A 25,084-nucleotide genomic window follows, 5' to 3' on the forward strand; every position below is an offset into this window, starting at 1 on the left:
TTAGGTTCAGTCCTTAGACAAATTTTGTACTAAAAGCATGGTAACGTGTTTTGCTTAATAACTAAAAAAGAAATTAGTAAAACTGTATGTTCAAATGTAACAGAATATATTAACAAACTTTAATCGTTTAAATAAGCGGGATGTATAATATGGCAGATAAAAGCTTGGTTCAATTTACACATAAAGATGTGAGCTTAAAAGCAGTTAAAAGTCTGTATAATGGCTTTTTTAAAGTGGATATGTATGAGTTTGAGCATAGCCTGTTTAATGGTGGTACATCGCAACTTATAAAGCGCGAAATACTAGAGCGGGGCGATGCAATCGCTGTTCTACCTTATGATGTAACTACGCAAAGTGTACTATTAATAGAGCAAATACGTATTGGCGCTATTAACAGCAAACACTCGCCCTGGCTGCTAGAATGTATTGCCGGTATGACCGATGGCAGTACCGATTACGAAGGGGTGGTAAAAAAAGAAGCCTATGAAGAGGCTGGGCTTGAGCTTACTGACCTTGAATTTATGCTCTCTTACCTTTCAAGTCCGGGCGGTACCACTGAGCGCTTACATTTATACCTAGCACGGGCAGATTTAAGCCAAATACAAAGTGGTGTATATGGCCTTGAAAGCGAAGGTGAAGACATTAAAACTCATATTTTAAGCCTTGATGATGCGCTTTCGCGCCTCAATAACGGTGAAATAGATAACGCGGCAACGGTAATCTGTTTACAGTGGTTGGCGTTAAATCGTGAAAAAATAAGCAGTAAGTGGACATAATTTTAACTTTTTAATACGGCGGTACTTTGACAGCACTTTTAGCAACCCAACGATATATTCAGAGCCTCCCAAAGTACATGACGCTTTGCGAGCATAATTACGTACGTCTTTCAAAACTATTACCTAAAGAGCGCAGTGCTAATAGTGTGCGTAAAGTTAAATTAGGTCATAGTGAATTTGCCATTATCATTGACGATAGTGCTAAGTACACACTGGATATTTCTATCAAACAGCTAACAGGGATGGTTAAAGGCGTTTCTCCTTTGTATTTAACAGTAAGGCTTTATCAAGATGCAAAAGTGGCTGAAATTATTCACCACGATTACCATCAACGGATAAAGCCATCTTATGGTTATCCAAATCCTAAAATGCACCAAAAAGATGAAAAGTATCAACTTAATGCATTTTTATATGACTGGTTAGTAGCCTGTGTAGAGCATGGCCGAGCAGTACTAAACTGGGATATAAACAATGGCTTGGTTTGATGAGCATTATCACTTTAACCGCTCATCGCTGCGTGTTGCGCATATAACCGATAGCCATTTATTTGCCGACCCTAACGCAGAGTACTTTAACGTAAACACCGCCGCGCATTTTGCACACGCATTAGCGCACATGGCCACGCAGTCATTAGATGCGGTTATATTTGGTGGTGATTTAACACAAGATCATAGTTTTGACTCTTATTTATTATTTGCTGAGCTTATTAATAACGCTGATTTGACCTGCCCAGTATTTTGGGTACCAGGCAATCATGATGAGATTGCCATGCTTAATCGCATCAGTGGTGGGCAAATAGTGTCAGCTAAACGCATAATCGCACAAGGATTTGAGCTGCTACTTATAAATTCAAAAGGCCCTACACCTGCAGGGTGGGTGTCTAGTGAGCACTTAAATGAAATCGCGGATTGTTTAGCAAGTTCGCAATCGCAGCATGTGGTGTTTTGTCATCACAACCCGCTTGCTATTAATGGCTATCTTGATAAACACATGCTTGAAAACGGCCCGCAGTTATTAAACGTGTTAGTTAATAGCGCTAATGTAGCGGCGTTGCTGCACGGTCATGTGCATAATCACTATACGCAAACTTTTAGAGAGCTGAGTATTTATGCAACGCCCGCCAGTTCGGTGCAATTTACAAAAAATTGCCCGCAATGGCAGCAAGAAAACCACGGCCCCGCTTATCGAATGTTGCATTTAACTACACAGGACAATGCTTTAACAGTTAAAACGGATGTTGTATGGTTAAACGCGTAATTTATATTCATGGCTTTAATAGTTCTGAAAAATCATATAAAGCTGTGCGCTTTGGCGAGCTTATGGCAAACTATGACGTTGACTATTGCGTACCGCGTTTAAATCACGAGCCCTTACAAGCTATTTTACAGCTTGAGCATTTATTAACGCCAGATACCGCGTTACTTGGGAGCTCACTAGGTGGATTTTATGCCACCTATTTGTCGCAGCGTTATAACCTGCGAGCAGCATTAATAAACCCAGCAGTAGCACCGTTTAACTTATTAGCGCCGCTTATTGGCCACAATTATAATCCGTACCAAGATTATCATTATGAGTTAAATACCAGCCACATGGATGCTTTAAAAGCATTGTATGTGCCTAAATTAACATCCCCCGAATTGCTCTATTTGTTGCAGCAAACGGGAGATGAAGTGTTAAATTATCAACACGCAGTAAATTATTTTTCACAATGCAAACAGTTAGTTGAGTTTGGTGGCGATCACAGCTTTGTTGGTTTTGAACGCACCTTAGATAGTATTGTAGAGTTTCTTAAATTACCTAAAACAAATTAGCCTAAGCGCATATAAAGATAAAAATTATGAGTCAGCAAAATTATAACGCCGAAGCCATTGAGGTTCTCAATGGATTAGAGCCGGTAAAACGCCGCCCTGGTATGTATACCGACACGGTACGTCCAAATCATTTAGGCCAAGAGGTTATCGATAACAGTGTCGATGAAGCCATGGCGGGCCATGCCACTAAAATTGATGTGATCTTACACGAAGATAACTCTCTTGAAGTTATAGACGATGGCCGTGGTATGCCTATAGATATTCACCCTGAGGAAGGTATTCCTGGGGTGGAGCTGATTTTTACCAAGCTGCATGCAGGTGGTAAATTCTCTAACAAAAACTATCAGTTTTCGGGCGGTTTGCACGGGGTAGGTATTTCGGTTGTAAATGCGTTATCGCACCGTGTTGAAGTAACGGTAAGGCGCGACGCTCAACAATTTAGAATGGCCTTTGAAAACGGCGATAAAGTTGAAGACTTAAATGTCATTGGCACTGTTGGTAAGCGCAACACCGGTACAACCGTTCGATTTTGGCCCGATGCGAGTTACTTTGACTCAGCTAACTTTTCAATTACTAAATTAAACCACCTATTAAAAGCTAAAGCGGTTTTATGCCCAGGCTTGCGCATTAAGTTTGTTAATAAGCAAACTAAAGAAACTCAAGAATGGTTTTACGAAACAGGCTTAAAGGATTACTTAATTGAAGCTGTTAAAGGCTTTGAAGTACTGCCAAAAGACCCATTTGTAGGCGAGTTTTCAAGCTCGATTGAAGGGGCTGATTGGGCTGTTGTATGGCAACCTGAAGGCGGCGAGTCGATTGCGGAGAGCTATGTAAACCTTATTCCTACCGCACAAGGTGGTACTCACGTAAATGGTTTGCGCCAAGGCTTACTTGAAGCAATGCGCGAATTTTGTGAATTTAGAAACTTATTACCGCGTGGCGTAAAGCTTACCCCAGATGATATTTGGGAGCGCTGTAGCTATGTGTTATCGGTAAAAATGCAAGACCCACAATTTGCTGGTCAAACGAAAGAAAAGCTTTCTTCTCGCTCATGTGCAGCGTTTGTATCGGGTGTGGTTAAAGACTCATTTAGCTTATGGTTAAACGAGCACACTGATACTGCAGAATTGCTTGCTGAACTGTGTATTTCAAATGCACAGCGCCGATTGCGAGCGGCTAAAAAAGTAGTGCGTAAACGCGTTACCTCAGGCCCTGCGTTACCCGGTAAACTAACCGACTGTAGTGCCGCCGATAACGACCGTACAGAACTATTTTTGGTAGAGGGTGACTCAGCAGGTGGCTCGGCTAAGCAGGCACGCGATCGTGAGTTTCAGGCAATAATGCCACTGCGCGGTAAAATTTTGAATACGTGGGAAGTTGAATCAGGGCAAATATTAGCCTCGCAAGAGGTGCATGATATTTCGGTGGCGCTGGGTATTGACCCAGACTCAACTGATTTAACCGGCCTGCGTTATAATAAAATTTGTATATTGGCCGATGCTGACTCGGATGGACTACACATTGCCACCTTATTGTGTGCTTTGTTTGTGCGTCATTTTCCGCAACTGGTTAAAACAGGACATGTATACGTGGCTATGCCACCACTGTTTAGAATCGACATTGGTAAAGAGGTGCATTACGCCCTCGATGAAGATGAAAAAACAGGTATTTTGGCCCGTATAGAAGCAGAGAAAAAACGCGGTAAAGTAAACGTGCAACGATTTAAAGGGCTGGGCGAAATGAACCCGCTGCAGCTGCGCGAAACGACAATGGACCCAAACACTCGCCGCTTAGTGCAACTTACGCTAGACGAAGAGGAGCAAACATTAGAAATGATGGATATGCTACTTGCTAAAAAGCGCTCGTCAGACAGACGCCAGTGGCTAGAAGATCACGGTAATAAAGCACAGGTATAATAAGCTTGTGTTTAACACTTGGAGAGGCAAATGAATAAAATACTAGGAAGTTTATTATTGCTTGGCTTAACAACAGCCCCAGCAATGGCAAAAGACATACTAGACAAACTCACCGTAGCACCTGGGTTTGAGGTAAGCTTATTTGCTGATGATGTTGAAAATGCACGCCAAATAGCAGTATCAAAAAAAGGCATTGTTTACGCAGGTTCGCGCAAAGCAGGAAATGTGTATGCGTTAATCGATCATAACAGTGATGGCGTAGCAGATAAAAAAATGGTGATTGCTGAGGGGTTAAATATGCCCTCGGGATTAGCAATTAAAGATGGCGATTTATACGTAGGTGAAGTACACCGTATTATTCGCTTTAAAAACGTAGACACGCAGTTAAAAGACCCTAAATTTGACGTGGTTTACAACGCGTTGCCATCGGATCGTCACCACGGGTGGAAGTTTTTACGCTTTGCACCCACCGGAGAGCTTATTATTCCGGTTGGTGTTCCGTGTAATATATGCGCCGAAGATGAGCGTTACGGGCGTATTTTTGCACTTGATGTAGAAACCAAACAAATTAAAACAATAGCCCAAGGGGTACGCAACTCAGTGGGGTTTGACTTTCATCCAAGCACGCAAGCATTATGGTTTAGTGATAATGGCCGCGACATGATGGGTGATGATATTCCACCTGATGAAATTAACCGCGTAAGTAAAGAAAACGAGCACTTTGGTTTTCCTTACGTTCACGCCGGTGCCATTGCAGATCCTGAGTTTGGTAAAGGTAAAAACATTAGTGACTACAGCCCGCCAGCGCTTGCGCTAGGTGCTCACGTTGCGCCCCTTGGTATTCATTTTTATACCGGTAAACAGTTCCCGGGCTCTTACAAAGAGCAGCTATTTGTTGCTGAACATGGCTCGTGGAATCGTACTAAAAAATCAGGTTATAAAGTGGCTGTAGCCAATGTAGAGCAAGGGCGTATTACTAAATACACGCCATTTATTACCGGCTTTATGCATAACGAAACAACCTTTGGACGCCCAGTTGCATTTGCACAATTAAATGACGGCAGTCTGCTAATAAGCGACGATTACGCAAACGTGATCTACCGCGTAAGCTATAAGAAAAACTAGGTAAGCTTTAATGAGTGATACAGATACCTTGCTAATGCAAGGAATTGAACAACAAACAATGGGGCGTTTTACCGAAGACGCCTACTTAAATTACTCTATGTACGTAATTATGGACCGTGCATTACCGCATGTTGGTGATGGTTTAAAACCGGTTCAACGTCGTATTATTTATGCTATGAGCGAGCTGGGTTTATCGGCCGCTGCTAAATATAAAAAATCGGCTCGTACGGTAGGTGATGTATTAGGTAAATACCACCCGCATGGCGACAGTGCCTGTTACGAGGCTATGGTATTAATGGCGCAGCCGTTTTCTTACCGTTACCCATTAGTCGATGGGCAAGGTAACTGGGGGGCAGCAGATGACCCTAAATCGTTTGCAGCAATGCGTTATACCGAAGCACGCTTATCAAAGTTCTCTGAGGTATTGCTTAAAGAGCTAGGGCAAGGCACCGTTGATTGGACGCCAAACTTTGACGGCACTATGGACGAGCCATTAGTGTTACCGGCGCGCTTACCGCATATTTTGTTAAATGGCGTAACGGGTATTGCAGTAGGTATGGCAACCGATATTCCACCACATAATGTGCGTGAAGTAGCCAGTGCCTGTTGTTTATTACTTGATAAGCCTAAAACCGAGCTTGATGAGTTACTTGAGCTTGTACACGCACCTGATTATCCAACCGACGCTGAAATAATTACCCCAAAAGCCGATATTCATAAAATATACAAAACCGGCCGAGGCTCAATTAAAATGCGCGCGGTGTATACTGAAGAACATGGCGATATTGTTATTACTGCGCTACCGCATCAGTGTTCAGGGGCTAAAGTGCTTGAGCAAATAGCAGCGCAAATGAATGCTAAAAAGCTGCCAATGGTCGCTGATTTACGAGATGAGTCTGATCACGAAAATCCAACCCGTATTGTGATTGTACCGCGTTCAAACCGCATTAAAGCTGAGCCGTTAATGGCGCACTTATTTGCCACCACCGACCTTGAAAAAAACTACCGTGTAAACTTAAACATGCTAGGCCTTGACGGCCGCCCGCAAGTAAAAGACCTACGCAGTATTTTATCTGAGTGGCTAACGTTTAGACGCGAAACAGTACGTAGGCGCTTACAGCACCGTTTAGATAAAGTACTGGCACGATTGCATATTTTAGAAGGTTTACTTGCTGCCTTTTTAAATATTGATGAAGTGATTGAAATTATTCGCACAGAAGATAAACCAAAACCTGTGTTGATGGAGCGCTTTGATTTAACCGATACTCAAGCCGAAGCCATTTTAGAATTAAAACTTCGTCATTTAGCAAAACTAGAAGAATTTAAAATACGTGGCGAGCAAGATGAGCTGGCCAAAGAACGTGACAAGTTAGAGCTAACGCTTGGCTCAGACCGTCGTATGTCAACGCTTCTTAAAAAAGAAATTCAAGAAGCGGCCGACATGTATGGCGACGATCGCCGCTCACCTGTTATTGAGCGCGTAGAAGCTAAAGCACTGAGTGAAAAAGATTTAATTCCTTCAGAGTCGGTAACAGTCGTGCTTTCTGATAAAGGCTGGGCACGTGTGGGTAAAGGCCATGACATTGACGTAGAAGGACTTAATTACCGTGCTGGCGATGAATACAAAGCCTCCGCTAAGGGTAAGAGTAATCAGCCTGCGGTATTTTTAGACTCAGCAGGGCGTGCATTTGCAACCGATGCGCACAGCTTGCCATCAGCACGTAGCCAAGGCGAGCCAATGACTGGGCGCTTTAACCTCACCACAGGGGCTAATTTTGAGCACGTGGTAATGGGTGAAGATAATCAAGTGCTACTTATGGCCTCTGACGCGGGTTATGGTTTTATTACTGACTTTAAAGACCTAGTAAGTAAAAATAAAAACGGTAAAGCCTTAGTGAGCGTGCCTAAGGGCGGAATTTTACTCTCACCAATCAGAGTAAACGATGTAGCAACCGATTACTGCATGGCCATTTCGAACGAAGGACGCATGCTGTTGTTCGCACTGCGCGACTTACCAAAACTAGGTAAAGGTAAAGGCAATAAAATTATCTCTATACCAGGGGCTAAAGTGCAAGCACGTGAAGAGTTTGTCAAAGTGCTGGCGGTGGTACCACAAGGCAGTAGCGTTACCCTTCATGCTGGTAAACGAAAGCTAACGCTTAAACCGAGCGACTTGGAGCATTATCATGGTGAGCGCGGGCGTAGAGGTAATAAGTTACCGCGAGGCTTACAGCGTGTTGATGAAGCAGTGGTGGAGTTTACGCCGGCAGATGAGCAAAGTGATGACACATTAGCCGAAGAATAAACCCGTAATATATACCTCTAACGGCCTGCTTTTGCAGGCCGTTTTTGTTTATCCTGTATTTTTCAGCTTACAGCTGTTCGCTATTGTCTCGTGATCGTCATAAAATCACGTTATAATAGTGAAATATGCGTGGCTTATAGCGCATTGCACACACATTTTGGAGAGAAGTTTGTTAGCTGTTATACGTATTTTAATTATGGTGCTGTTTATATTTTTCAGCTGCGTGTTTGGGTTGTTACTGTCGATTGTGAGACCGTTTCACCCTAATAATGTGCATGTGATAGCCGGCTGGTTTGGCTCAATGGCTAAAATGTTAGGGGTTAAACTTGTCCTTAAACGCCACCCTGATGCGCTCAATATTGGCCCTGCGGTTTACCTATCAAACCATCAAAACAATTACGATTTATTTACTGTATCGGCTATGGTGCCTGAAAACTGCGTTAGCTTAGGCAAAAAAAGCTTAAAGTGGATCCCATTTTTTGGACAACTTTACTGGTTGTCGGGCAACATATTGATTGATAGAGCTAATCGCTCAAAAGCGGCAGGTACAATTTCAAAAGCCGCTGAAAAAATTAAACAAAAAGGCCTATCTATTTGGGTATTTCCCGAAGGCACAAGAAGCTATGGCCGCGGTTTACTGCCATTTAAAACCGGTGCATTTCACACCGCTTTAAGCGCAGATGTACCCATAGTGCCGGTATGTATGAGCACAACTGATAAAACTATTAAGCTAAACCGCTGGGATAATGGTACAATTTACATTGAAATGTTAGCGCCTATATCACTTGATAAAAAAGTGAGTGCCCGTGAACAGGCCACCCAAGTGCATAGTATTATGGCTGCTAAAATAACTGAATTAGATGCTCAAGCGAGAGATAAATAATGGAAAACTGGCGTGAAATAAGTGAAGACATCGTAAGTTCACTACTTGAAGATGGCTCTGATCCTGAAATACTTTATGAAGTTGAGCATCATTTTGTATGCGAAGATTTTAGCAAATTAGAGCAAGCGGCACTGGCTGCCTTTAAATTAGGCTACGATGTTGAAGAACCGGCAGAGCTTGAGCTAGAAGATGGCAGCAAAATTTGGAGCTTTGATATTGTAGTCGAAGCTGAGCTAGACGTTGAAGTTATAATGGAAGACGTTGATAAACTTGCAGCGCTAGCTGTTGAGTGTGACGTTGAATACGACGGTTGGGGCACTTACTTTCAAGAGTAAGGCGTTAGCTAGTTGATAAAGGCGAGCATTTATATATGCTCGCTTTTTTTGTGCACAGAGTAAACATGACTCTTTAAACCGCAGCCTATTTTCAGATATTAATTCATTTTTAGTGTAATGGCGCATTAATACCCCCCTTTATTTTGCCTTATTTAACGGCAAAAATTTAATACTTTTCGTGTTACCAATTTTATTTTTGTTATAACCAATTATTATCTTTCATATAAAAAACTTAATTCTCCTTAACTTGTTCATTAAAAGTTAAGCTTGTTCATATTCCTATTGGTAATAGGGCTTATTTCGACGTACTACTTATTCATTAAATTGAAAAAATTTTTTTATTTATTGCTAACCTGTCCCTAATATATAACCTCTTGAATAGTTATAACTATTTACAAGTTGTAAATGCAATATTTAATAAAACTAATACTTATTTGCTATTGCATCCTCTGTTGACATATTGGTAACAAAAAATATAGCCTTTAGCTCGCCATATGGCATTAATATTGGTAAGGCCAATTTAAGGGTTTTAGATTGATTTTTGTAACCTGGGTTTTCTTGCCAAATCTATTCGTACACAAAAATAGAAACCTGTTTACACAGGGTGATCTAAGTTTTAGTGACTGACACAAAACTAGGTAGTTAGGTTATTTTTATATTCAGGTTTAAAGGAATAAAGATAATGATTAACCATAAAAAACTGTTTTTTTACAGCGCAATTGCGACAAGTTCAGCGCTATCTCATGCTGCAACAATTAATAATGCAGGCTTTGAAAGTGGCTTTAGTAACTGGAGCGAAACCGACCCAGCCGCTATTTCTTCAGATGCTTACAGTGGCTCAAAATCGTTAAAAATTCAGGGCAGTCCAGCACGGGTTTATCAAGTGGTAGATATACAGCCTAACACTGAATACACCCTAAGTGCTTATGTGCTGGGTAAAGGGCAAATTGGTGTAAACGATTTAAATGGTTTATTTAAAAACCAAACCTTTAATGTTTCTTCGTGGACTAAAGTAACAAAAACATTTACCTCAGCAAACACCAATTCACTTCAGGTTTTTGCTAAACATTACAACAACACCAGCAATGTAAGGTTTGATAATTTTGCCTTGGTTGAGGGCAGCGGCAGTAATGATGGTGGCTCAGATGGCGGCAGCGATAACTCAAATGGTTCAACTATTCCTAGCAGCATAACCAGTGGTAGCATTTTTGATTTAGAAGGTGATAACCCAAATCCTCTCGTTGACGATAGCACCTTAGTGTTTGTGCCGTTAGAAGCACAACATATTACGCCTAATGGTAATGGCTGGCGTCATGAGTATAAAGTTAAAGAAAGTTTACGCGTTGCGATGACTCAAACCTATGAAGTGTTCGAAGCTACGGTAAAAGTTGAGATGTCTGATGGCGGAAAAACAATTATATCGCAGCACCATGCTAGTGATACCGGCACTATATCTAAAGTGTATGTGTCGGATACTGATGAATCGGGCTTTAATGATAGCGTAGCGAACAACGGAATTTTTGATGTGTACGTACGTTTACGTAATACCAGCGGTAATGAAGAAAAATTTGCTTTGGGTACAATGACCAGCGGTGAGACATTTAACTTGCGGGTAGTTAATAACTACGGCGATGTAGAGGTTACGGCATTCGGTAACTCGTTCGGTATACCAGTAGAGGATGATTCGCAGTCATACTTTAAGTTTGGTAACTACCTGCAATCGCAAGACCCATACACATTAGACAAATGTGGTGAGGCCGGAAACTCTAACTCGTTTAAAAACTGTTTTGAGGATTTAGGCATTACAGAGTCAAAAGTGACGATGACCAATGTGAGTTATACGCGCGAAACTAATTAATTAGTGACTTATTATGGCCACTCAATTGAGTGGCCATAATAAAAAAACTTTATCTTATAACCATTTTTTATTTTTAAAGTACACGCCAATACCGCCAGTAAGCACAATTAAAAAAATCACAAATGCACTAAATGCATAAGGGTTTTCGGTACCAGGTATGCCACCTACATTTACCCCTAAAAGGCCCGTTAAAAAGCCCAGTGGTAAAAAAAGCGCAGCCACAACTGACATTACATACATGCGTTGATTTAATTGCTCAGACACCTGGTTAGTAATGGTTTGCTGAATAATTTGCGCACGCTCTATGGCGCTATCTAGCTCTTCTAAATAACGAATAAGTAAGTTAGTGGTTTCGTTTAGCTTTGCTTTATCTTCATCTAAAAGCCAAGGGTAATGGTTATTTACCATTAAACTTAACGCTTCCTTTTGCGGTTTTAAGTAACGCTTTAAGGCAATAGTTTGACGGCGCAGTTGAGATAAACCTTGGTTATCAAACTTTTTACTTGGCTCGTCTATTTCTTCTTCAAATTCATCCAGGGTTTCATCAAGCGTATCAATGACACTTTGCATGCGTGATGTCAGTTTTTGCGTAATAGAGCCGACCAATTCTGATATTGAGCATGGGCCGTGGCCAGCATTAAGCTCTGCTAATATATCTTGAATCGAAAGTAAGCGACGTTTGCGCGTTGTGATAACCACAGATTCGCTAATAAATAAACGAATTGACACCATGTCCTCAGGGCTTTGCGCTGGGTTTAAATTTACACCACGCAAAAACAGCATATGGCCATTGGTACTAGGTGTTAAGCGAGGGCGAGTTTCATCAGCAATAAGCGAATCAAGCTCAAAGTCGGTAAGGTGAGCCTGGCTTTTAAGCCACGTTACTGCCTCGCTTTGGCTGTAGTCCATATGTATCCACAGTTTACCTAGGCTAGGGTGCCAGTTATTTAAATCGCGGGTGTTTTCTATGGCGTGCGCGCCGCCTTTTTCATCAAGCACCAGTGCATGCAGTAAACCATTAATCATATTTTAAACTCATATAATAGTGTATTTTTAATACAGTTAACTATAGTGTATCTGCATAGTGCTTTACAAACTTACCTTAACTTTTAATTAGTTAGCGTTAAGGTAAAACCTATATGCAGGCTTGAATCGCTAAATAAGGCACTAAACAGCAAGGCGCGCATTGTGTGATTAGTTCCTATAAAAGATCAATTTAATTTACTCATCGACTAGATAAATTTATTTCGCTGGTGTTTTTTGCGCCGTAGCGTATAAGTCACTTTTTTATTAAGGGCACATTTATGACAGCAAAGTTAACTGTTGGTTGGCGTGAGTGGTTAAGTTTACCCGAGCTTGGCATCGAAAAGATAAAAGCAAAAGTTGATACTGGCGCCCGTACTTCATGTATTCATGCAATTAACATTGAAGAGTACGAAGAGGGCGGTGAAAAGTGGGTAAAATTTATAGCCCAGCCTTTGCAAGACGATGAGCAAACACGCATTACTTGCAAAGCAAAGGTTAAAAAAATTAAGGCGGTAACCAGCTCAAGTGGGCAAAAAGAGTTACGCTACTTTATAGAAACAACATTGCATGCAGGGCAGCACAGCTGGCCAATAGAAGTTACTTTAACGAGTAGAGCAACAATGAAGTTTAGAATGTTACTAGGGCGTACAGCCATGGAAAATCGTATAGTCGTTGATCCGGCTTTATCTCATTTATTAGATAGTTAAGGTTTTAACTATGAAAATTGGTATTTTATCTCGCAACAGAAATTTATATTCAACGCGTCGCTTAATTGAAGCGGCAGAGGCACGCGGTCATGAGGTAAAGGTGATTGATGCGCTTCGTTGCTATATGAATATAAACTCAGAACAGCCAGAAATTCACTACCGTGGTGAAAATTTAAAAGATTTTGACGCCATTGTTCCGCGTATTGGTGCATCGGTGACATTTTATGGTTGCTCTGTTTTACGTCAGTTCGAAATGATGGGGGTGTATCCTGTTAACGAATCGGTGGCTATTTCTCGTTCGCGCGATAAATTACGCTCACTTCAGTTGTTATCACGTAAAGGCGTAGGCATGCCGGTAACCGGTTTTGCCAGCAAACCAGATGACGTTAAAGACTTACTAGAAATGGTAGGCGGTGCTCCGGTTGTTATTAAATTACTTGAAGGCACACAAGGCATTGGTGTTGTACTTGCTGAAACACGTAAAGCGGCTGAAAGTGTTATTGAAGCGTTTATGGGTTTAAAAGCCAATATTATGGTTCAAGAATACATTAAAGAAGCTGGCGGAGCCGACATTCGTTGTTTTGTATTAGGTGATAAAGTAATAGCGGCCATGAAGCGCCAAGCGCAAGAAGGCGAGTTTCGCTCAAACCTTCACCGTGGTGGTAGCGCTACATTAGTACGCATTACCCCAGAAGAGCGTAAAACCGCCGTTGCTGCAGCAAAAGCAATGGGCTTAAATGTAGCGGGCGTTGATTTACTTCGCTCATCTCGAGGGCCGTTGGTAATGGAAGTAAACTCTTCTCCAGGCCTTGAAGGGATTGAAGTGGCAACAGGTAAAGATATTGCCGGTATGGTGATTGATTTCATCGAAAAAAATGCTGCTATTAAAGGAACCGCAACCCGTGGCAAAGGTTAAAATTAATCGTCCTTTTACCTTATTAGGTGAAAGTGTTGGCGTGGGCGAGCGTAAAACCCTTGCCTTAGAGGCTGCTAAACTTTACACCCATTCACCGCTCAATATTCCTATTGAGGTGGTTAATGGTGTAATGGAAGGCCCAGTGCTGATGGTGTGTGCCGCTATTCATGGTGATGAGCTAAATGGTGTAGAAGTTGTACGCCAGCTGCTCTCTAAAATAGATGCAAGCCAACTGCGCGGAACCATAATTGCTGTGCCAATTGTTAATGTGTTTGGCTTTATTCATAAATCACGTTATTTACCCGATAGACGTGATATGAACCGCAGCTTTCCGGGCTCTGAGCGTGGATCGCTAGCGGGGCGTATGGCACATATGTTTTTTAATCAGGTGGCGGTACATTGTACCCACATTATTGATTTACATACGGGGGCTATTCACCGAACTAACTTACCGCAAATACGCGCTAACTTAGATGATGAAGCAACCGCTGATATGGCCAAAGCATTCGGCACACCAGCGGTCATAAATGCTTCACTACGTAATGGCTCATTACGTAGTGAAGCCGCTAATTTAGGTATACCGGTTATTACTTACGAAGCTGGTGAAGCCTTACGCTTTGACCCTATTGCTATTGCAGCAGGTGTGCAGGGTGTGGATTATGTGATGCGGCATTTAAAAATGATCCGCGGCAAGCGTCCTAAAAAACTGCCCGATCCTATTATTGCAGGGTCTACAAGTTGGATACGCGCTGAGGTAGATGGCATTGTACGTGCGCAAGTATCGCTAGGTGAACACGTAGAAAAAGGTCAAGTGCTGGCGTACATAAGTAGCCCATTAGGTGATGCTGAACTTGAGCTTTTAGCGCCTAAAGGCGGTATTGTGATAGGCCAGCAAACTATGCCATTAGTAAACGAAGGGGATGCGGTATTCCACCTTGCTTACTTTGCAAATGATAACAGCTTAGTAGAGCAGCAATTAGAGCATTTTATTGACGAAATAAATGATTTAGATGAAGAGCTTAAAACAGCTGAGCTAAATAATTAGCATTGTGTTAGCTAGTAAAAAGCCGCAGTGAGGTTTGCCTTACTGCGGCTTTTTTGCGGATATGACTTTTTAAACTATGTCTTTTTAGGGCCAATAATCCGTTTTATTACCGGTGCCTTTGTAGGCTTAGGTTCTTTATTTAATACCATAACCGGGCGTGTCACAAACAGGTTATTAGGGTAAACAACTCGGTGCCCATCCACATGCTCAAGTAGCACGTTCATTAAACCTAATTCGACAATGCGCCCTTCTATATGGTTTGCGCCATCAACAATACGCACCCAATTCCCCACATGAAAACCATTTTGAATAAACATGAGTAAAAAAGCGGTAAGGTTACTAAGCAGCGACCAAGCGGCAAATAAAGCGACCCCGAGCATAGCAAATAATGATGAGCCCAAAACTAATAGCCCGCGCAGCTCTATACCCCAAAATATAAGCACTAAGCACAGTACTACAAACGCGAGTATTATTTTTAATAACAGCTCAGCTCTAAATTTACGATGAACATCTACTTTTCCTTTTATGGCTTTTTCGAGCAACTTTTTAGTGACTTTTAATAAAAGAGGAAAAAGTAAAATGGCCATAAGGGTAACAATCAATTTATATTGCGTACCCATTAGCTCTAAAAGTGCAAACAATTCCAAAGTGTGATCCCGTACTTTTTTAGGAAAATTAAAGCGCTAGTGTAACTCTTTCGTTTATTGCTCGCTATTTAAAAGGTGTTTTTAACACTTACGAGCCACTGCACCGAATCAACATCGTCGTAGCTATCAAGCGGGGCGGCAATATCAAGGTGGATCATGGTGCCAGAGTTTGCTCTGCTAGGTGCTAAACGCAAACCCACCCCAACATTTTTTAAAACATGATCGTTCTCGCCGTTGTCTTCATCGTTAAACCAAGCGCGGCCAACATCAACAAAGCCCGCTGCACCTACTTTAAATAGCTGCAGTAAATCGTACTCCCAGTAATAGCGTTTTTCTAGGCTGACTAAAAAGCTTCGGTCGCCGTGCTGGTAATCCATAGGATAGCCACGAAGGCCCGTTTCGCCGCCGAGTGTTAGCTGCTTATCGGCGGTTAGGTTTTTAGCATACTGGGCACGGGCTTTAACAAACCAAGATTGGTTTTCGCTGGTATTTAAGTAGTACTGCACTTCGCTGGTGGCTAAAAAGTTTTCTAGTTGTTTTTGCTCTTTATTCCAATAACCATCCACTTGAGCACTAAAACGCCACAGCGTTCTGTCGGTAGTAAAGTGTGCTTTTTTAGCTTTTAACGAATACACGGCTCTGCTGTCATCATTACTTAGTGACTCATCTGAGTAGCCTAATAGGGCTTTAATATTCCACCCTAAATTTAAATCTTCGGTGCGCGAAATACTGTCAAAATTACGCACTTTTATATAACTGTCTTCAAACCAATGACCACTCACATAGGGGTAACTTAGTTGTCTGTTTTTGGCCAAGGGAGCAAAGGTTGTTTCTATTTCTGCAAAGCTGTCTTCTTGGTTTACATAGCCAAGCGTTAAGCGCTGTGTCCAGCTATCAGATAATGCTTTAGAGTGGCCTAAAAAAGCGCTAAAAAAATCGGTTGTTTGATCAAACTCACTGTATTCATCACCACGGCGATACAACGACTCTTCTCGCTGTTCAGAAAAGCTTTTAATACCATAGCTATAAGGTGTATCTATGGCGTAAAACGGATAGGTTAGCTCTAATAAGTGGCGTTTTCCGTCACTGTTGTCGGCATACTCTAAGCGCCCGCGATACCGGCTAGATAATATATTAGGATCGTCATAAACAAATAAATAACCATTACGATCGCTGTCGGTGGTGCGTGAAAACGATAAACGCTTGCCCCAACCCAGTAAATTGGACTCACGAAAACCAATACTCGATTTATTTTCGCCACCGCTGCGACTAAAGCTTATTTCGGGTAGTAAGGTCCATAAATCGCGAGTTACCACCGTTACATCTACGTTGCCGTCGCAGTTTTCAACCGCGCTTATTTGCGCATCATATAAATAGTTTTGTTGGCGTAATAAACGCTCTGACTCAGCGAGCTTTCTGGCATTGTAATTATCGCCTTGTTTAAATAACAAAATATTACTAATAACGTCTGGCTCGGTTTGAATATGCGCGCGGTTGGCAAAACGAAAAAGCGCGTTATTTTCCTCTTCCAGCTCGGTATTAAAAACGTTAAGTTGTTTAAGGGTAATTGAAGTTATTTGGGCGTCGCTGCGACTATTAATCAGTGTGGTTTTATCTTCAACCTCACGGCGTAAATTATTGCTTTTGTCTGAGTGAGTTTGCACAGCGGGGCAGGCGTTAGTTTTATTGGGTGGTTGTTGTGCAAAGGCCTTAGGCGCACTAAAGCTTACAAGGGCTAAGCTTATACAACAGTGTGCAATCCATTTTCTATTCACCATTCAACCTCTTCAATACTACTGCAAATATGAGTCGTAATATAAGCTTACATCATTGTTATTACAATGTAAGTAAAAGGTATGTATTTTGAAACTAATTAATTGTTACCGTTATGCACCTTTGTTAATTAGTGCATATGCGAGGCGTTTTAGCTTAAGTAAAAAGCAAGGGCTGCTAATAAATGCTCGGCTTCTTGGCCTTCGCCATTAATCCAAATACTTTCGCTGTAGTGTTCAAAATTTAAATTAAAGGTTTGCTGTTGATAGCTAAAGCGCAATTGATGACGGTCAGCACCCCCTGCGTAGTCAATAATTGTTATTTCATCGGCGTGTAAAAACAGCGTGCTCCACAGCTCAAAGTCTTCATCGTGTGGGGCTTCTACCGGGCTTATAACAATGCATTTATGGGCGTGATTGTATTCAATTTGGGTCATAGTTTACTTAATTGCTAGCAAGGTAATTACGAATGGCCGTTAAAAATTCGCCGCCATATTTATTGAGTTTGGTAAAGCCAACGCCCGACACCTTTAAAAATTCGCTGTCGTTGGTGGGCATTAATTGAGCCATTTCGGCTAAGGTTTTATCGTTAAATACAACGTACGGCGGTACATCGTCGGCATCAGCGAGTTCTTTACGCAGAGCCCGTAAGCGGGCAAATAGTTTTTTATCGTAGTTAAACTGCGCCAGTTTATCTTGGTATACGTGCTTAGCTTGCAAGCGCGGCTCGGCAAGCTGTAGAGCGTATTCACTTTTAAGTACAGCGCGTGCTGCTTCGGTTAAGCGCAGCGAGGCACCTTGGGTAATATCTTGGCTTAACAAGCCTTGGTGTATAAGTTGGCGTAATATACTGAGCCAAAATTCACTGCTTTTGTCTTTGCCTATGCCATAGGTGCTGAGTTCGTGGTGGTTGTTGTCGCGTATGCGGCTGGTATTAGCCCCGCGTAATAATTCTACAATATAGCCTAAGCCAAAACGCTGCCCAGCTCGATACACACACGAAAGTGCTTGTTGCGCTACTAATGTGCCATCAAAGCTTTTTGGTGGGTTAATGCAAATATCACAGTTGCCACATTGCTCGCGTTTATACTCGCTAAAGTAGTTTAATAGTATTTGCCGGCGGCATGTTTGCGCCTCGGCAAAGCTGGCCATGGCATTAAAACGCTGCTCTTCTACGCGGCGGCGTTGTTCATCGTCTATGTCTTCAAAAAAGCGCCTAACGCGGCCTATGTCGGCGGGATCAAAATACATAATGGCTTCTGCGGCTAAGCCATCACGCCCAGCGCGGCCGGTTTCTTGATAGTAGGCTTCAATACTTTTTGGAATATCATAATGCAGAACAAAACGCACATTTGGTTTATTTATGCCCATACCAAAGGCAACGGTTGCAACGACTATTTGAATATCATCGCGGGCAAACCCGGTTTGCACAAATTGGCGCTGCTCGTTGCTCATGCCAGCATGGTACGCGGCGGCATTTAAACCTGCATCAGCGAGTTTTTCGGCAATGTCATCAACACGCTTACGGCTAGTGCAGTAAATAATGCCACTTTGATTTTTTTGCTCTTTTAAATAGCGCAGTAGTTGCGCCATTGGCTTGAACTTTTCTTCGATGGTGTAACGAATATTCGGTCTGTCGAAGCTGCCGGTATGTATATAGGGCTGTTGTAATTTTAATTGCTCAACTATATCAAAGCGGGTCGCTTTATCGGCCGTGGCGGTCAGTGCCATCATAGGTACATGGGAAAAGCGCTGTTTAAGCTCATTTAATCTAAAGTAATGAGGTCTAAAGTCATGCCCCCAATGTGATACACAATGTGCTTCGTCAATTGCAAATAAGCTGATATTTAAGTGGCTGAGTCGCTCGGTAAATTCGTGCTGAAGCACTTTTTCAGGGGCAACATACAGTAATTTTATTAGCCCTAGGTGCAATTGTTGGTACACTAATTGTTGCTCTTCGCGAGTCAGGCTATTATTAATGTAAGCGGCTTTAACACCTAATGCTTGCAGTTGCGTTACTTGGTCTTGCATGAGCGAGATAAGCGGTGAAATTACCACAGTAACCCCTTCGAGCACTAACGCTGGTACTTGGTAACACACTGATTTACCGCCGCCTGTAGGCAGTAGTACCAAAGAGTCTTGGCCATTAATGGCCGCGTCGATCACCGCTTTTTGGCCATCACGAAACTCGCTGTAGCCAAACACTTGTTTAAGAACCGTGTCGGGCTTGCGGACCAATGTGCTAGGTGTAGGGGTTAGAGTATTCATCGGCGGCTATTTTAGTGGTTTTTTTATAGGATGTCTTTAGCTTAGAGGTAAATGATTTAATTAGTGCCTCGTGGTTTTGCTTCAGGTATGCTTAACTCATCGTACCAGTGTTAATTTAAACATAGAGAATAATAATGAATAAAGAAATGTTAATTGAACAAGTTGGCGCACTGTTTGTAAATGGCATGCCATTTAATCAGTTTTTAAATATCTCGGTAGAGTCGCTCAGCCCTGAGCAAGCTAAAATTACCTTTCCCTGGCAGGATGTATTTATAGGCAATCCTGCGCAAAAAATTCTTCACGGCGGTATTATATCGGCGGTGCTCGATAATGTGGGCGGCATGCTTGCAGCAGCCAGTGTTATTGATAAATTAACCGAGCTCGATATCCCTAGCGTACAGCAAAAGCTGGCTACCTTAGGCACTATTGATTTGCGCACAGATTATTTGCGCCCTGGCAAAGGGGAGACATTTACAGCCAGTGCTACTTTGATCCGCTCTGGTAATAAAGTGTGTGTATGTAGAATGGAGCTACACAATGAAAAGGCAATCCAAATCGCCTTTGGTACAGGTACGTATTTAGTAGGTTAAAGCTGCTAATTACGTACGGCTAAAATAAAAAGCTTTGCCTTGCGCTGAGCTTTAGTTACCGCAAAATAAATCACTTAATAGCGCGAATTGGTATAAACTGTCGGCCTTTTAGTATGAATAAGTAGTATGTATGTCGATTGCAAACGAGCAGCGTAAAGGCGGTATTTTTGCCTGTTTAGCTTTTTTAATGTGGGGCTTAGCGCCTATTTATTTCAAACAAATACAGCATGTTTCTGCTTTTGAAATTTTAACTCACCGTGTTGTCTGGTCTGTGGTTTTTTTAGTGCTTGTGGTCAGTGTGCTTAAATACTGGGATAAGGTTAAGCGCATAGTTGCCCAGCCAAAAATTATTTTAATGTTAGTACTTACCTCTTCTATATTGGGCTTTAACTGGGGGTTATTTATTTGGGCGGTTAATAATAACCATATGCTCGATGCCAGTTTAGGGTATTACATAAACCCATTACTTAATGTGCTGTTGGGCATGCTATTTTTAGGCGAGCGGCTGCGAAAGTTACAAGGGTTTGCAGTGTTTTTAGCCTTTGCGGGCGTAGTATTGCAATTGGTCAGTTTTGGCTCGTTTCCGGTGGTGGCGTTTTCGCTTGCCACGTCTTTTGCTATTTATGGCTTACTGCGTAAAAAGTTACCTGTTGAAGCGCTGCCAGGCATTTTACTCGAAGCCCTAATTTTACTGCCGGTTGCATTAATTTACTGGTGGGTAATGGCACCAACGCCTACTTCCGACTTAGCCCTAAACGATTGGCATACCAATGCGCTGTTAATTAGTGCCGGTATTATTACTACGTTGCCGCTGCTTTGCTTTACCGGAGCGGCCAAGCGTTTGCAGTACACAACATTAGGCTTTTTTCAGTACATAGGGCCAAGTTTAATGTTTATGCTTGCTGTGGTGTTTTACGATGAAGTATTTGATGCAGAGCGGGTGATTACGTTTGCCTGTATTTGGAGTGCACTGGCTATATTTACTTGGGACTCTTATCATCAATCGCGTAAGCGTAAAAAAGCGGCTGTTACCGCCGCCGAAGTTTAATACCTATGCGCAATAATAGTTTAAACAAGTTGCTATAAAGCAGCGTTAAGGTTTAGCTTATTACTTTATTACGGCCGGTTTCTTTTGCATCATACAGCTTTAAATCGGCCTGTTTAAGTAACTCATCTATTTGGTAAATAGGGCCGCTTGCAAAACCAATAGAAATTGTAAATTTAATTTTTTCTTGGCTAAACTCTTGGCTATTAAGCTCTATAAATTGCCTAAATCCTTCAAGGCGTTTTAGCGCTTGCGCTGTGGTTGCATCAGTAAAGTAAACGGCAAATTCTTCACCGCCTAAGCGAGCGACTAGCTGCTTTTCAAAGTACTTTTTAAAACACACCGCCAACCCTTTGAGAACCTCATCGCCTGAATCGTGACCGTATGTATCGTTAATCGATTTAAAATGGTCTATATCAAGCATGGCGAGTGCACCATCTTGATTCGATTTTTTTAAATACTTGAGTGATTTGCTCGACTCTTCAAAAAAGTAGCGACGATTAGGCAGGTTAGTTAAGTAGTCAGTATTTGCTTGGCGTTTGATTGTTGCTATTTGCTCAAGCATGTCGACGTTTTGACTTAGTCGGCAGTAAAACTCTTCGCTGTTAAAGGGTTTATGGAGGTAGTCGTTGGCACCATTTTTTAAAAATAGGCTCGATAATGCTGACGAGTCAGCACCCGAAATACCGATAATGGCTTTTTCATCATTACTGTAAAGCCGGCGAATTTCGGCGCATAGCTCATCACCATTCATGTTTGGCATTTCGTTATCGGTAATAATAACAGACACATCTTTTTGGCTTTCAAGTACCTCTAGCGCATCTTTGCCGTCCTTTGCTTCGAGTATTTGATACTTATGGCGCTTTAGTAAACTGCAAATGTATCTACGGGTAGAGGTTGAGTCGTCGACGACCAACACTTTTACGTTCTCGTTACGTGGTAAACGGCTTAGTTGTTTTTCTAGGTATTGGTAAGCTTGTTTGTTTTCTTTGATTATGTAATCAATTATTGGGTATTTTTCTACCGTGTCGCGAGTTTGTTTATCTATGTTGCCTGTCATTACTATGGTGGGAATGTCGGCATTAATAGTATACGGAATCGCCTCACCGGCAGGAGCATCGGGAAGGATAAAATCAACAACAGCGCAAAAGTAGCTATTGTGTTTTATTAGCTCTTTTGTTGCCGCTAAAGACTCGGCTATATCTACTTCGTAACCTGCTTTAAGCGCGATATGCTTTTGCACACGCGCTATAGTAGGCGTATCTTCAACTATGAGTATTTTTCGCGTCACGTAACAACCTTGTTTGATATTTTGCAAAAGTATTTGCTTATACAAGTTGTAACTGTTAAAACGCAAAAAAGCAAATATCTTAGGGGCTTATACGCTATCTGATTCGCTATAATCGTCTTGGCTTATTGGTACCGGCCCTGACATTTTTGAACGGCCAAAAAGTGTATGAAACTTGGTTTTACAGGTTGTTAGTTTTAAATATTTAACCCAGGCTTTTTCAATTGGGTTTGTAGGTTCTTTACTGCCACAAACTACGTCAACAAATTGCTCTTGTAGCGTATTTTGAGGTGCTAAAGTTTTATTATAAAGCCCTTTTAGTACAACGCCGTGTTGCTCTAATATGCTGGCTTCTAATAAGGTGAAGTTTCCGCTGCGGCTAAACCCGCGAGGAAAGTTTTGATCATCATAAAATTGACGTTGGCTAACAAACGCTTGGCGAAGTAGTGAAATATCGTTGCTCATAACTGTATCCTCATACCCTGTTTATTGCTGGAGTATGATGCAAGTTTGACAATTTATTAAACAAGTTATTTTTATCGTGAGAATCAAAAATGGATATAGATTTATTAAAAACATTTGTAGAGGTTGTGCGCACGCGTCACTTTGGTAAAGCAGCTGAAAACCTGTATATCACTCAATCGGCAGTAAGCTTTCGAATTCGCCAATTAGAGCAGGGGTTGGGTGTAAACTTGTTTATTCGCCAGCGTAACAATATTCAATTAACGGCGCCAGGAGAGCGGTTGCTTCCGCACGCTAAAATGATCATCACCGGCATGCAGCGTGCCAAAGTCGATGTGGCACTTGCCGATAACATGCACAAGCAAATAAGTTTAGCGGGTACGCCTAATATATGGGATGCGTTTTTACAATTTGGCATTACTAATATTGTGTCGGCTATGCCTGGGGTCTCGTTGGTCGCAGAGGTTAAAGCCCAACAAGAAAGCACGCGGTTATTATTAGAGCGTACGCTTGATTTGGCCATTTTATTTGACCCCCCTAAAGTAGACGAGCTTGTGGTTGAGCGAATTTGCGAGCTGCCAATTATTCCGGTTAGTGGCTATGACACGGCCACTAACGAGAACTTTTTTGATAACCAATATGTATATGTTGATTGGGGTACTACGTTTTCACTATGGCATGCGCGCCAATTTACCGGTAAAACGCCGCCTTATTTTAGAACCAGTACGGGACGTATTGCCCTTGATTTAATTCTTCAGTGTGGTGGTAGCGCGTTTATTCCTGAGGTACTTGTTGAGTCTCACCTAGAAAAGGGTGAGCTGTTTCATGTAAAAGACGTAGAACATACTTCGCGTGATATTTTTGTGGCTTACCACAGAGACAACGAACAAAAAGAGTTAATAGAAACCCTGATTAACTTATTACCTAAAATAAATGCTTATCAGCCTGTTGATGAACACTAAATACCGACTATGATTTTTAATGAGGTTGAATAGGTACAATTTTGTTTATTAAATATTCATGTCGGTTTGTTTTCAGAATTTAGACACTTTTATTAAAATAAAAAGACAAAAATGTTTCCTTTGTAATATATCTGTCATTTAAAGGTGACAAACTGCAGCTGTTTTAAAAATTAGTCTTGTGATTATCGAGGAAATAACATGAATTTTGTAAAATCGAGCTTATGTGTTGCACTAGTAAGTGGTTTATCTTTTAGCGCGTTTGCAGACGTTGATGTATACGGTAAAGCGAATGTTACTGTGCAATCGTCTGATGATGGCGAAGGGTCTTTCACTGAAATTAAAAGTAATGCATCTCGCTTTGGACTAAAAGGGTCTGAAAAGATTACTGATGGATTAGAAGCGGTTTATAAGTTTGAGTTTCAAGTTGATGTATCTGATGCTGACTCTAAAGGTGATAACGACGACAATATTTCTGCACGTAACCAGTATGTAGGTTTAAAAGGTGCATATGGTCAAGTTGTTGTGGGTCGTAACGATACAGCGCTTAAACAATCGCAAGGTAAGTTAGATTTATTTAATGACCTTGAAGGCGATATTAAAAATGTCTTTAAAGGTGAAAACCGCTTAGGTGATTCAATCACTTATACATCTAAAAGCTACGAAGGCTTTAAAGTACTTGCTACATTTATTGCCGAAGATGACGTAGATGCAGATAACGGTTATTCAATGGCGGTTACCTACGGTGACTCTGCACTTAAAAAGAGTGCGGTTTACGCCTCGGTTGCAGCCGATAGCGAAGTAAATGGCTACGATGTAGTGCGTGCGTCAATTCAAGGTAAAGTAGAGAGCTTTAAATTAGGCGCTATGTACCAAACTCAAGAAAAAGTAGACGGTAGCGCAGAAGCTGACGGCTATTTATTAAACGCAGCCTACAGCATGGGTAAAAACACGTTTAAAGTGCAATACCAAGCAATGGACTTTGATGACAGCGACGACAAAACGGCAGTTTCTGTAGGTGTTGATCATAAGTTTAATAAAAACATTAAAGTATTTGGTTTTTACTCAAGCTTTGATATGGACAACAATGTTGACCAAGACTACGTTGGCCTAGGTATGGAATACAAGTTTTAAGCGTTGCTTAAACACTCCCTTTATTGACCGCGCTCTAATGAGCGCGGTTTTTTTTGCTTTAAATTATTTACTTACCCGCCCATAATAGACCCTCATTTGGAATGGGGTGAAATTCCTCAACTATTCCCGTAACTGTAATTAGCACCACGCTTTAAGTCAGATACAAATGAGACATATCAATCAGCATGAGAAGTTCTAGATTGGTATACTTTTTTA

General features: G+C 41.6%; 24 protein-coding genes. 17 read left to right on the forward strand and 7 right to left on the reverse strand.

The window, feature by feature from the left end; translation table 11 throughout:
- The first annotated feature begins 149 nt into the window (after window positions 1–149).
- From MTN96_RS19820 to MTN96_RS19865, 10 genes are all read left to right on the forward strand, one after another.
- On the forward strand, window positions 150–776 hold the full coding sequence (locus MTN96_RS19820) for an NUDIX domain-containing protein (protein ID WP_248532585.1): 627 nt from the start codon (window positions 150–152) through the stop codon (window positions 774–776).
- Between the two features lie 26 nt (window positions 777–802).
- Window positions 803–1,261, forward strand: coding sequence for a DUF1249 domain-containing protein (locus MTN96_RS19825; RefSeq protein ID WP_024031550.1), 459 nt, complete (start codon window positions 803–805; stop codon window positions 1,259–1,261).
- Window positions 1,248–2,033 carry a metallophosphoesterase gene (locus MTN96_RS19830; RefSeq protein WP_248463094.1) on the forward strand — a complete coding sequence of 262 codons (786 nt, stop codon included), beginning with the start codon at window positions 1,248–1,250 and terminating at the stop codon, window positions 2,031–2,033. The genes MTN96_RS19825 and MTN96_RS19830 overlap by 14 nt, the downstream gene beginning before the upstream one ends.
- On the forward strand, window positions 2,018–2,587 hold the full coding sequence (locus MTN96_RS19835; protein WP_004587965.1) for a YqiA/YcfP family alpha/beta fold hydrolase: 570 nt from the start codon (window positions 2,018–2,020) through the stop codon (window positions 2,585–2,587). Before MTN96_RS19830 ends, MTN96_RS19835 begins: the two co-directional genes overlap by 16 nt.
- 26 nt (window positions 2,588–2,613) lie before the next feature.
- Window positions 2,614–4,503, forward strand: coding sequence for a DNA topoisomerase IV subunit B (gene parE / locus MTN96_RS19840; RefSeq protein ID WP_248532586.1), 1,890 nt, complete (start codon window positions 2,614–2,616; stop codon window positions 4,501–4,503).
- Window positions 4,504–4,533: 30 nt separating this feature from the next.
- Window positions 4,534–5,628: a sorbosone dehydrogenase family protein gene (locus tag MTN96_RS19845; RefSeq protein ID WP_024031553.1), complete on the forward strand. Its 1,095-nt coding sequence runs from the start codon at window positions 4,534–4,536 to the stop codon at window positions 5,626–5,628.
- A gap of 10 nt (window positions 5,629–5,638) precedes the next feature.
- Window positions 5,639–7,933: a DNA topoisomerase IV subunit A gene (gene parC, locus MTN96_RS19850; RefSeq protein WP_248532587.1), complete on the forward strand. Its 2,295-nt coding sequence runs from the start codon at window positions 5,639–5,641 to the stop codon at window positions 7,931–7,933.
- A 169-nt stretch (window positions 7,934–8,102) separates the two neighbouring features.
- Window positions 8,103–8,816 (forward strand): 1-acylglycerol-3-phosphate O-acyltransferase, encoded by a 714-nt coding sequence (locus MTN96_RS19855; RefSeq protein ID WP_024031555.1) that lies wholly within the window; start codon window positions 8,103–8,105, stop codon window positions 8,814–8,816.
- Window positions 8,816–9,151 (forward strand): ribonuclease E inhibitor RraB, encoded by a 336-nt coding sequence (gene rraB / locus MTN96_RS19860; RefSeq protein ID WP_004587970.1) that lies wholly within the window; start codon window positions 8,816–8,818, stop codon window positions 9,149–9,151. The genes MTN96_RS19855 and rraB overlap by 1 nt, the downstream gene beginning before the upstream one ends.
- Before the next feature lie 682 nt (window positions 9,152–9,833).
- Complete coding sequence (locus tag MTN96_RS19865) at window positions 9,834–11,009, forward strand: polysaccharide lyase family 7 protein (RefSeq protein WP_248532588.1); 1,176 nt, start codon at window positions 9,834–9,836, stop codon at window positions 11,007–11,009.
- 54 nt (window positions 11,010–11,063) lie between these two features.
- On the opposite strand, the gene MTN96_RS19870 is transcribed toward MTN96_RS19865, so the two are convergent.
- Window positions 11,064–12,035: a zinc transporter ZntB gene (locus MTN96_RS19870; protein WP_248532589.1), complete on the reverse strand. Its 972-nt coding sequence runs from the start codon at window positions 12,033–12,035 to the stop codon at window positions 11,064–11,066.
- Window positions 12,036–12,313: 278 nt separating this feature from the next.
- Between MTN96_RS19870 and MTN96_RS19875 the strand changes: the two genes are divergently transcribed.
- Genes MTN96_RS19875 through MTN96_RS19885 form a run of 3 tightly spaced genes read left to right on the forward strand, consistent with a single transcriptional unit; the run spans window position 12,314 to window position 14,703 of the window.
- Complete coding sequence (locus tag MTN96_RS19875; RefSeq protein ID WP_248532590.1) at window positions 12,314–12,742, forward strand: ATP-dependent zinc protease; 429 nt, start codon at window positions 12,314–12,316, stop codon at window positions 12,740–12,742.
- A gap of 10 nt (window positions 12,743–12,752) precedes the next feature.
- A complete protein-coding gene (rimK, locus tag MTN96_RS19880; protein WP_004587974.1) occupies window positions 12,753–13,658 on the forward strand; it encodes a 30S ribosomal protein S6--L-glutamate ligase in 906 nt (301 codons plus the stop codon).
- A complete protein-coding gene (locus tag MTN96_RS19885; protein WP_024031557.1) occupies window positions 13,645–14,703 on the forward strand; it encodes a succinylglutamate desuccinylase/aspartoacylase family protein in 1,059 nt (352 codons plus the stop codon). Before rimK ends, MTN96_RS19885 begins: the two co-directional genes overlap by 14 nt.
- 74 nt (window positions 14,704–14,777) lie before the next feature.
- Here the strand turns inward: MTN96_RS19885 and MTN96_RS19890 are convergent, their stop codons facing one another.
- The 4 genes from MTN96_RS19890 to recQ form a co-directional block, all read right to left on the reverse strand.
- Window positions 14,778–15,350, reverse strand: a complete 573-nt coding sequence (locus MTN96_RS19890) for a mechanosensitive ion channel domain-containing protein (protein WP_029772372.1) — start codon at window positions 15,348–15,350, stop codon at window positions 14,778–14,780.
- A 68-nt stretch (window positions 15,351–15,418) separates the two neighbouring features.
- Window positions 15,419–17,128, reverse strand: coding sequence for a ShlB/FhaC/HecB family hemolysin secretion/activation protein (locus MTN96_RS19895; protein WP_248532591.1), 1,710 nt, complete (start codon window positions 17,126–17,128; stop codon window positions 15,419–15,421).
- Window positions 17,129–17,274: 146 nt separating this feature from the next.
- On the reverse strand, window positions 17,275–17,559 hold the full coding sequence (locus MTN96_RS19900) for a DUF3630 family protein (RefSeq protein WP_029772370.1): 285 nt from the start codon (window positions 17,557–17,559) through the stop codon (window positions 17,275–17,277).
- Window positions 17,560–17,566: 7 nt separating this feature from the next.
- A complete protein-coding gene (gene recQ, locus MTN96_RS19905) occupies window positions 17,567–19,390 on the reverse strand; it encodes a DNA helicase RecQ (RefSeq protein WP_248532592.1) in 1,824 nt (607 codons plus the stop codon).
- A gap of 134 nt (window positions 19,391–19,524) precedes the next feature.
- Here recQ and MTN96_RS19910 point away from each other — a divergent pair, with 134 nt between their 5' ends.
- Complete coding sequence (locus MTN96_RS19910; protein WP_004587980.1) at window positions 19,525–19,980, forward strand: thioesterase family protein; 456 nt, start codon at window positions 19,525–19,527, stop codon at window positions 19,978–19,980.
- A gap of 130 nt (window positions 19,981–20,110) precedes the next feature.
- The gene (rarD, locus tag MTN96_RS19915) at window positions 20,111–21,028 is read left to right on the forward strand and encodes an EamA family transporter RarD (protein WP_004587981.1); all 918 of its coding nucleotides are present in this window, start codon (window positions 20,111–20,113) and stop codon (window positions 21,026–21,028) included.
- Window positions 21,029–21,080: 52 nt separating this feature from the next.
- Here rarD and MTN96_RS19920 read toward each other — a convergent pair whose 3' ends face one another.
- Both MTN96_RS19920 and MTN96_RS19925 read right to left on the reverse strand, forming a co-directional pair.
- The gene (locus tag MTN96_RS19920; protein ID WP_039972264.1) at window positions 21,081–22,316 is read right to left on the reverse strand and encodes a response regulator; all 1,236 of its coding nucleotides are present in this window, start codon (window positions 22,314–22,316) and stop codon (window positions 21,081–21,083) included.
- An 87-nt stretch (window positions 22,317–22,403) separates the two neighbouring features.
- Window positions 22,404–22,778, reverse strand: coding sequence for a DUF413 domain-containing protein (locus MTN96_RS19925; protein WP_004587983.1), 375 nt, complete (start codon window positions 22,776–22,778; stop codon window positions 22,404–22,406).
- 89 nt (window positions 22,779–22,867) lie between these two features.
- Between MTN96_RS19925 and MTN96_RS19930 the strand changes: the two genes are divergently transcribed.
- Both MTN96_RS19930 and MTN96_RS19935 read left to right on the forward strand, forming a co-directional pair.
- The gene (locus MTN96_RS19930; protein ID WP_004587984.1) at window positions 22,868–23,737 is read left to right on the forward strand and encodes a LysR family transcriptional regulator; all 870 of its coding nucleotides are present in this window, start codon (window positions 22,868–22,870) and stop codon (window positions 23,735–23,737) included.
- Window positions 23,738–23,935: 198 nt separating this feature from the next.
- Window positions 23,936–24,868 (forward strand): porin, encoded by a 933-nt coding sequence (locus tag MTN96_RS19935; protein ID WP_054983757.1) that lies wholly within the window; start codon window positions 23,936–23,938, stop codon window positions 24,866–24,868.
- Window positions 24,869–25,084: the final 216 nt, after the last annotated feature.

It is taken from the genome of Pseudoalteromonas sp. 2CM28B (assembly GCF_023161935.1).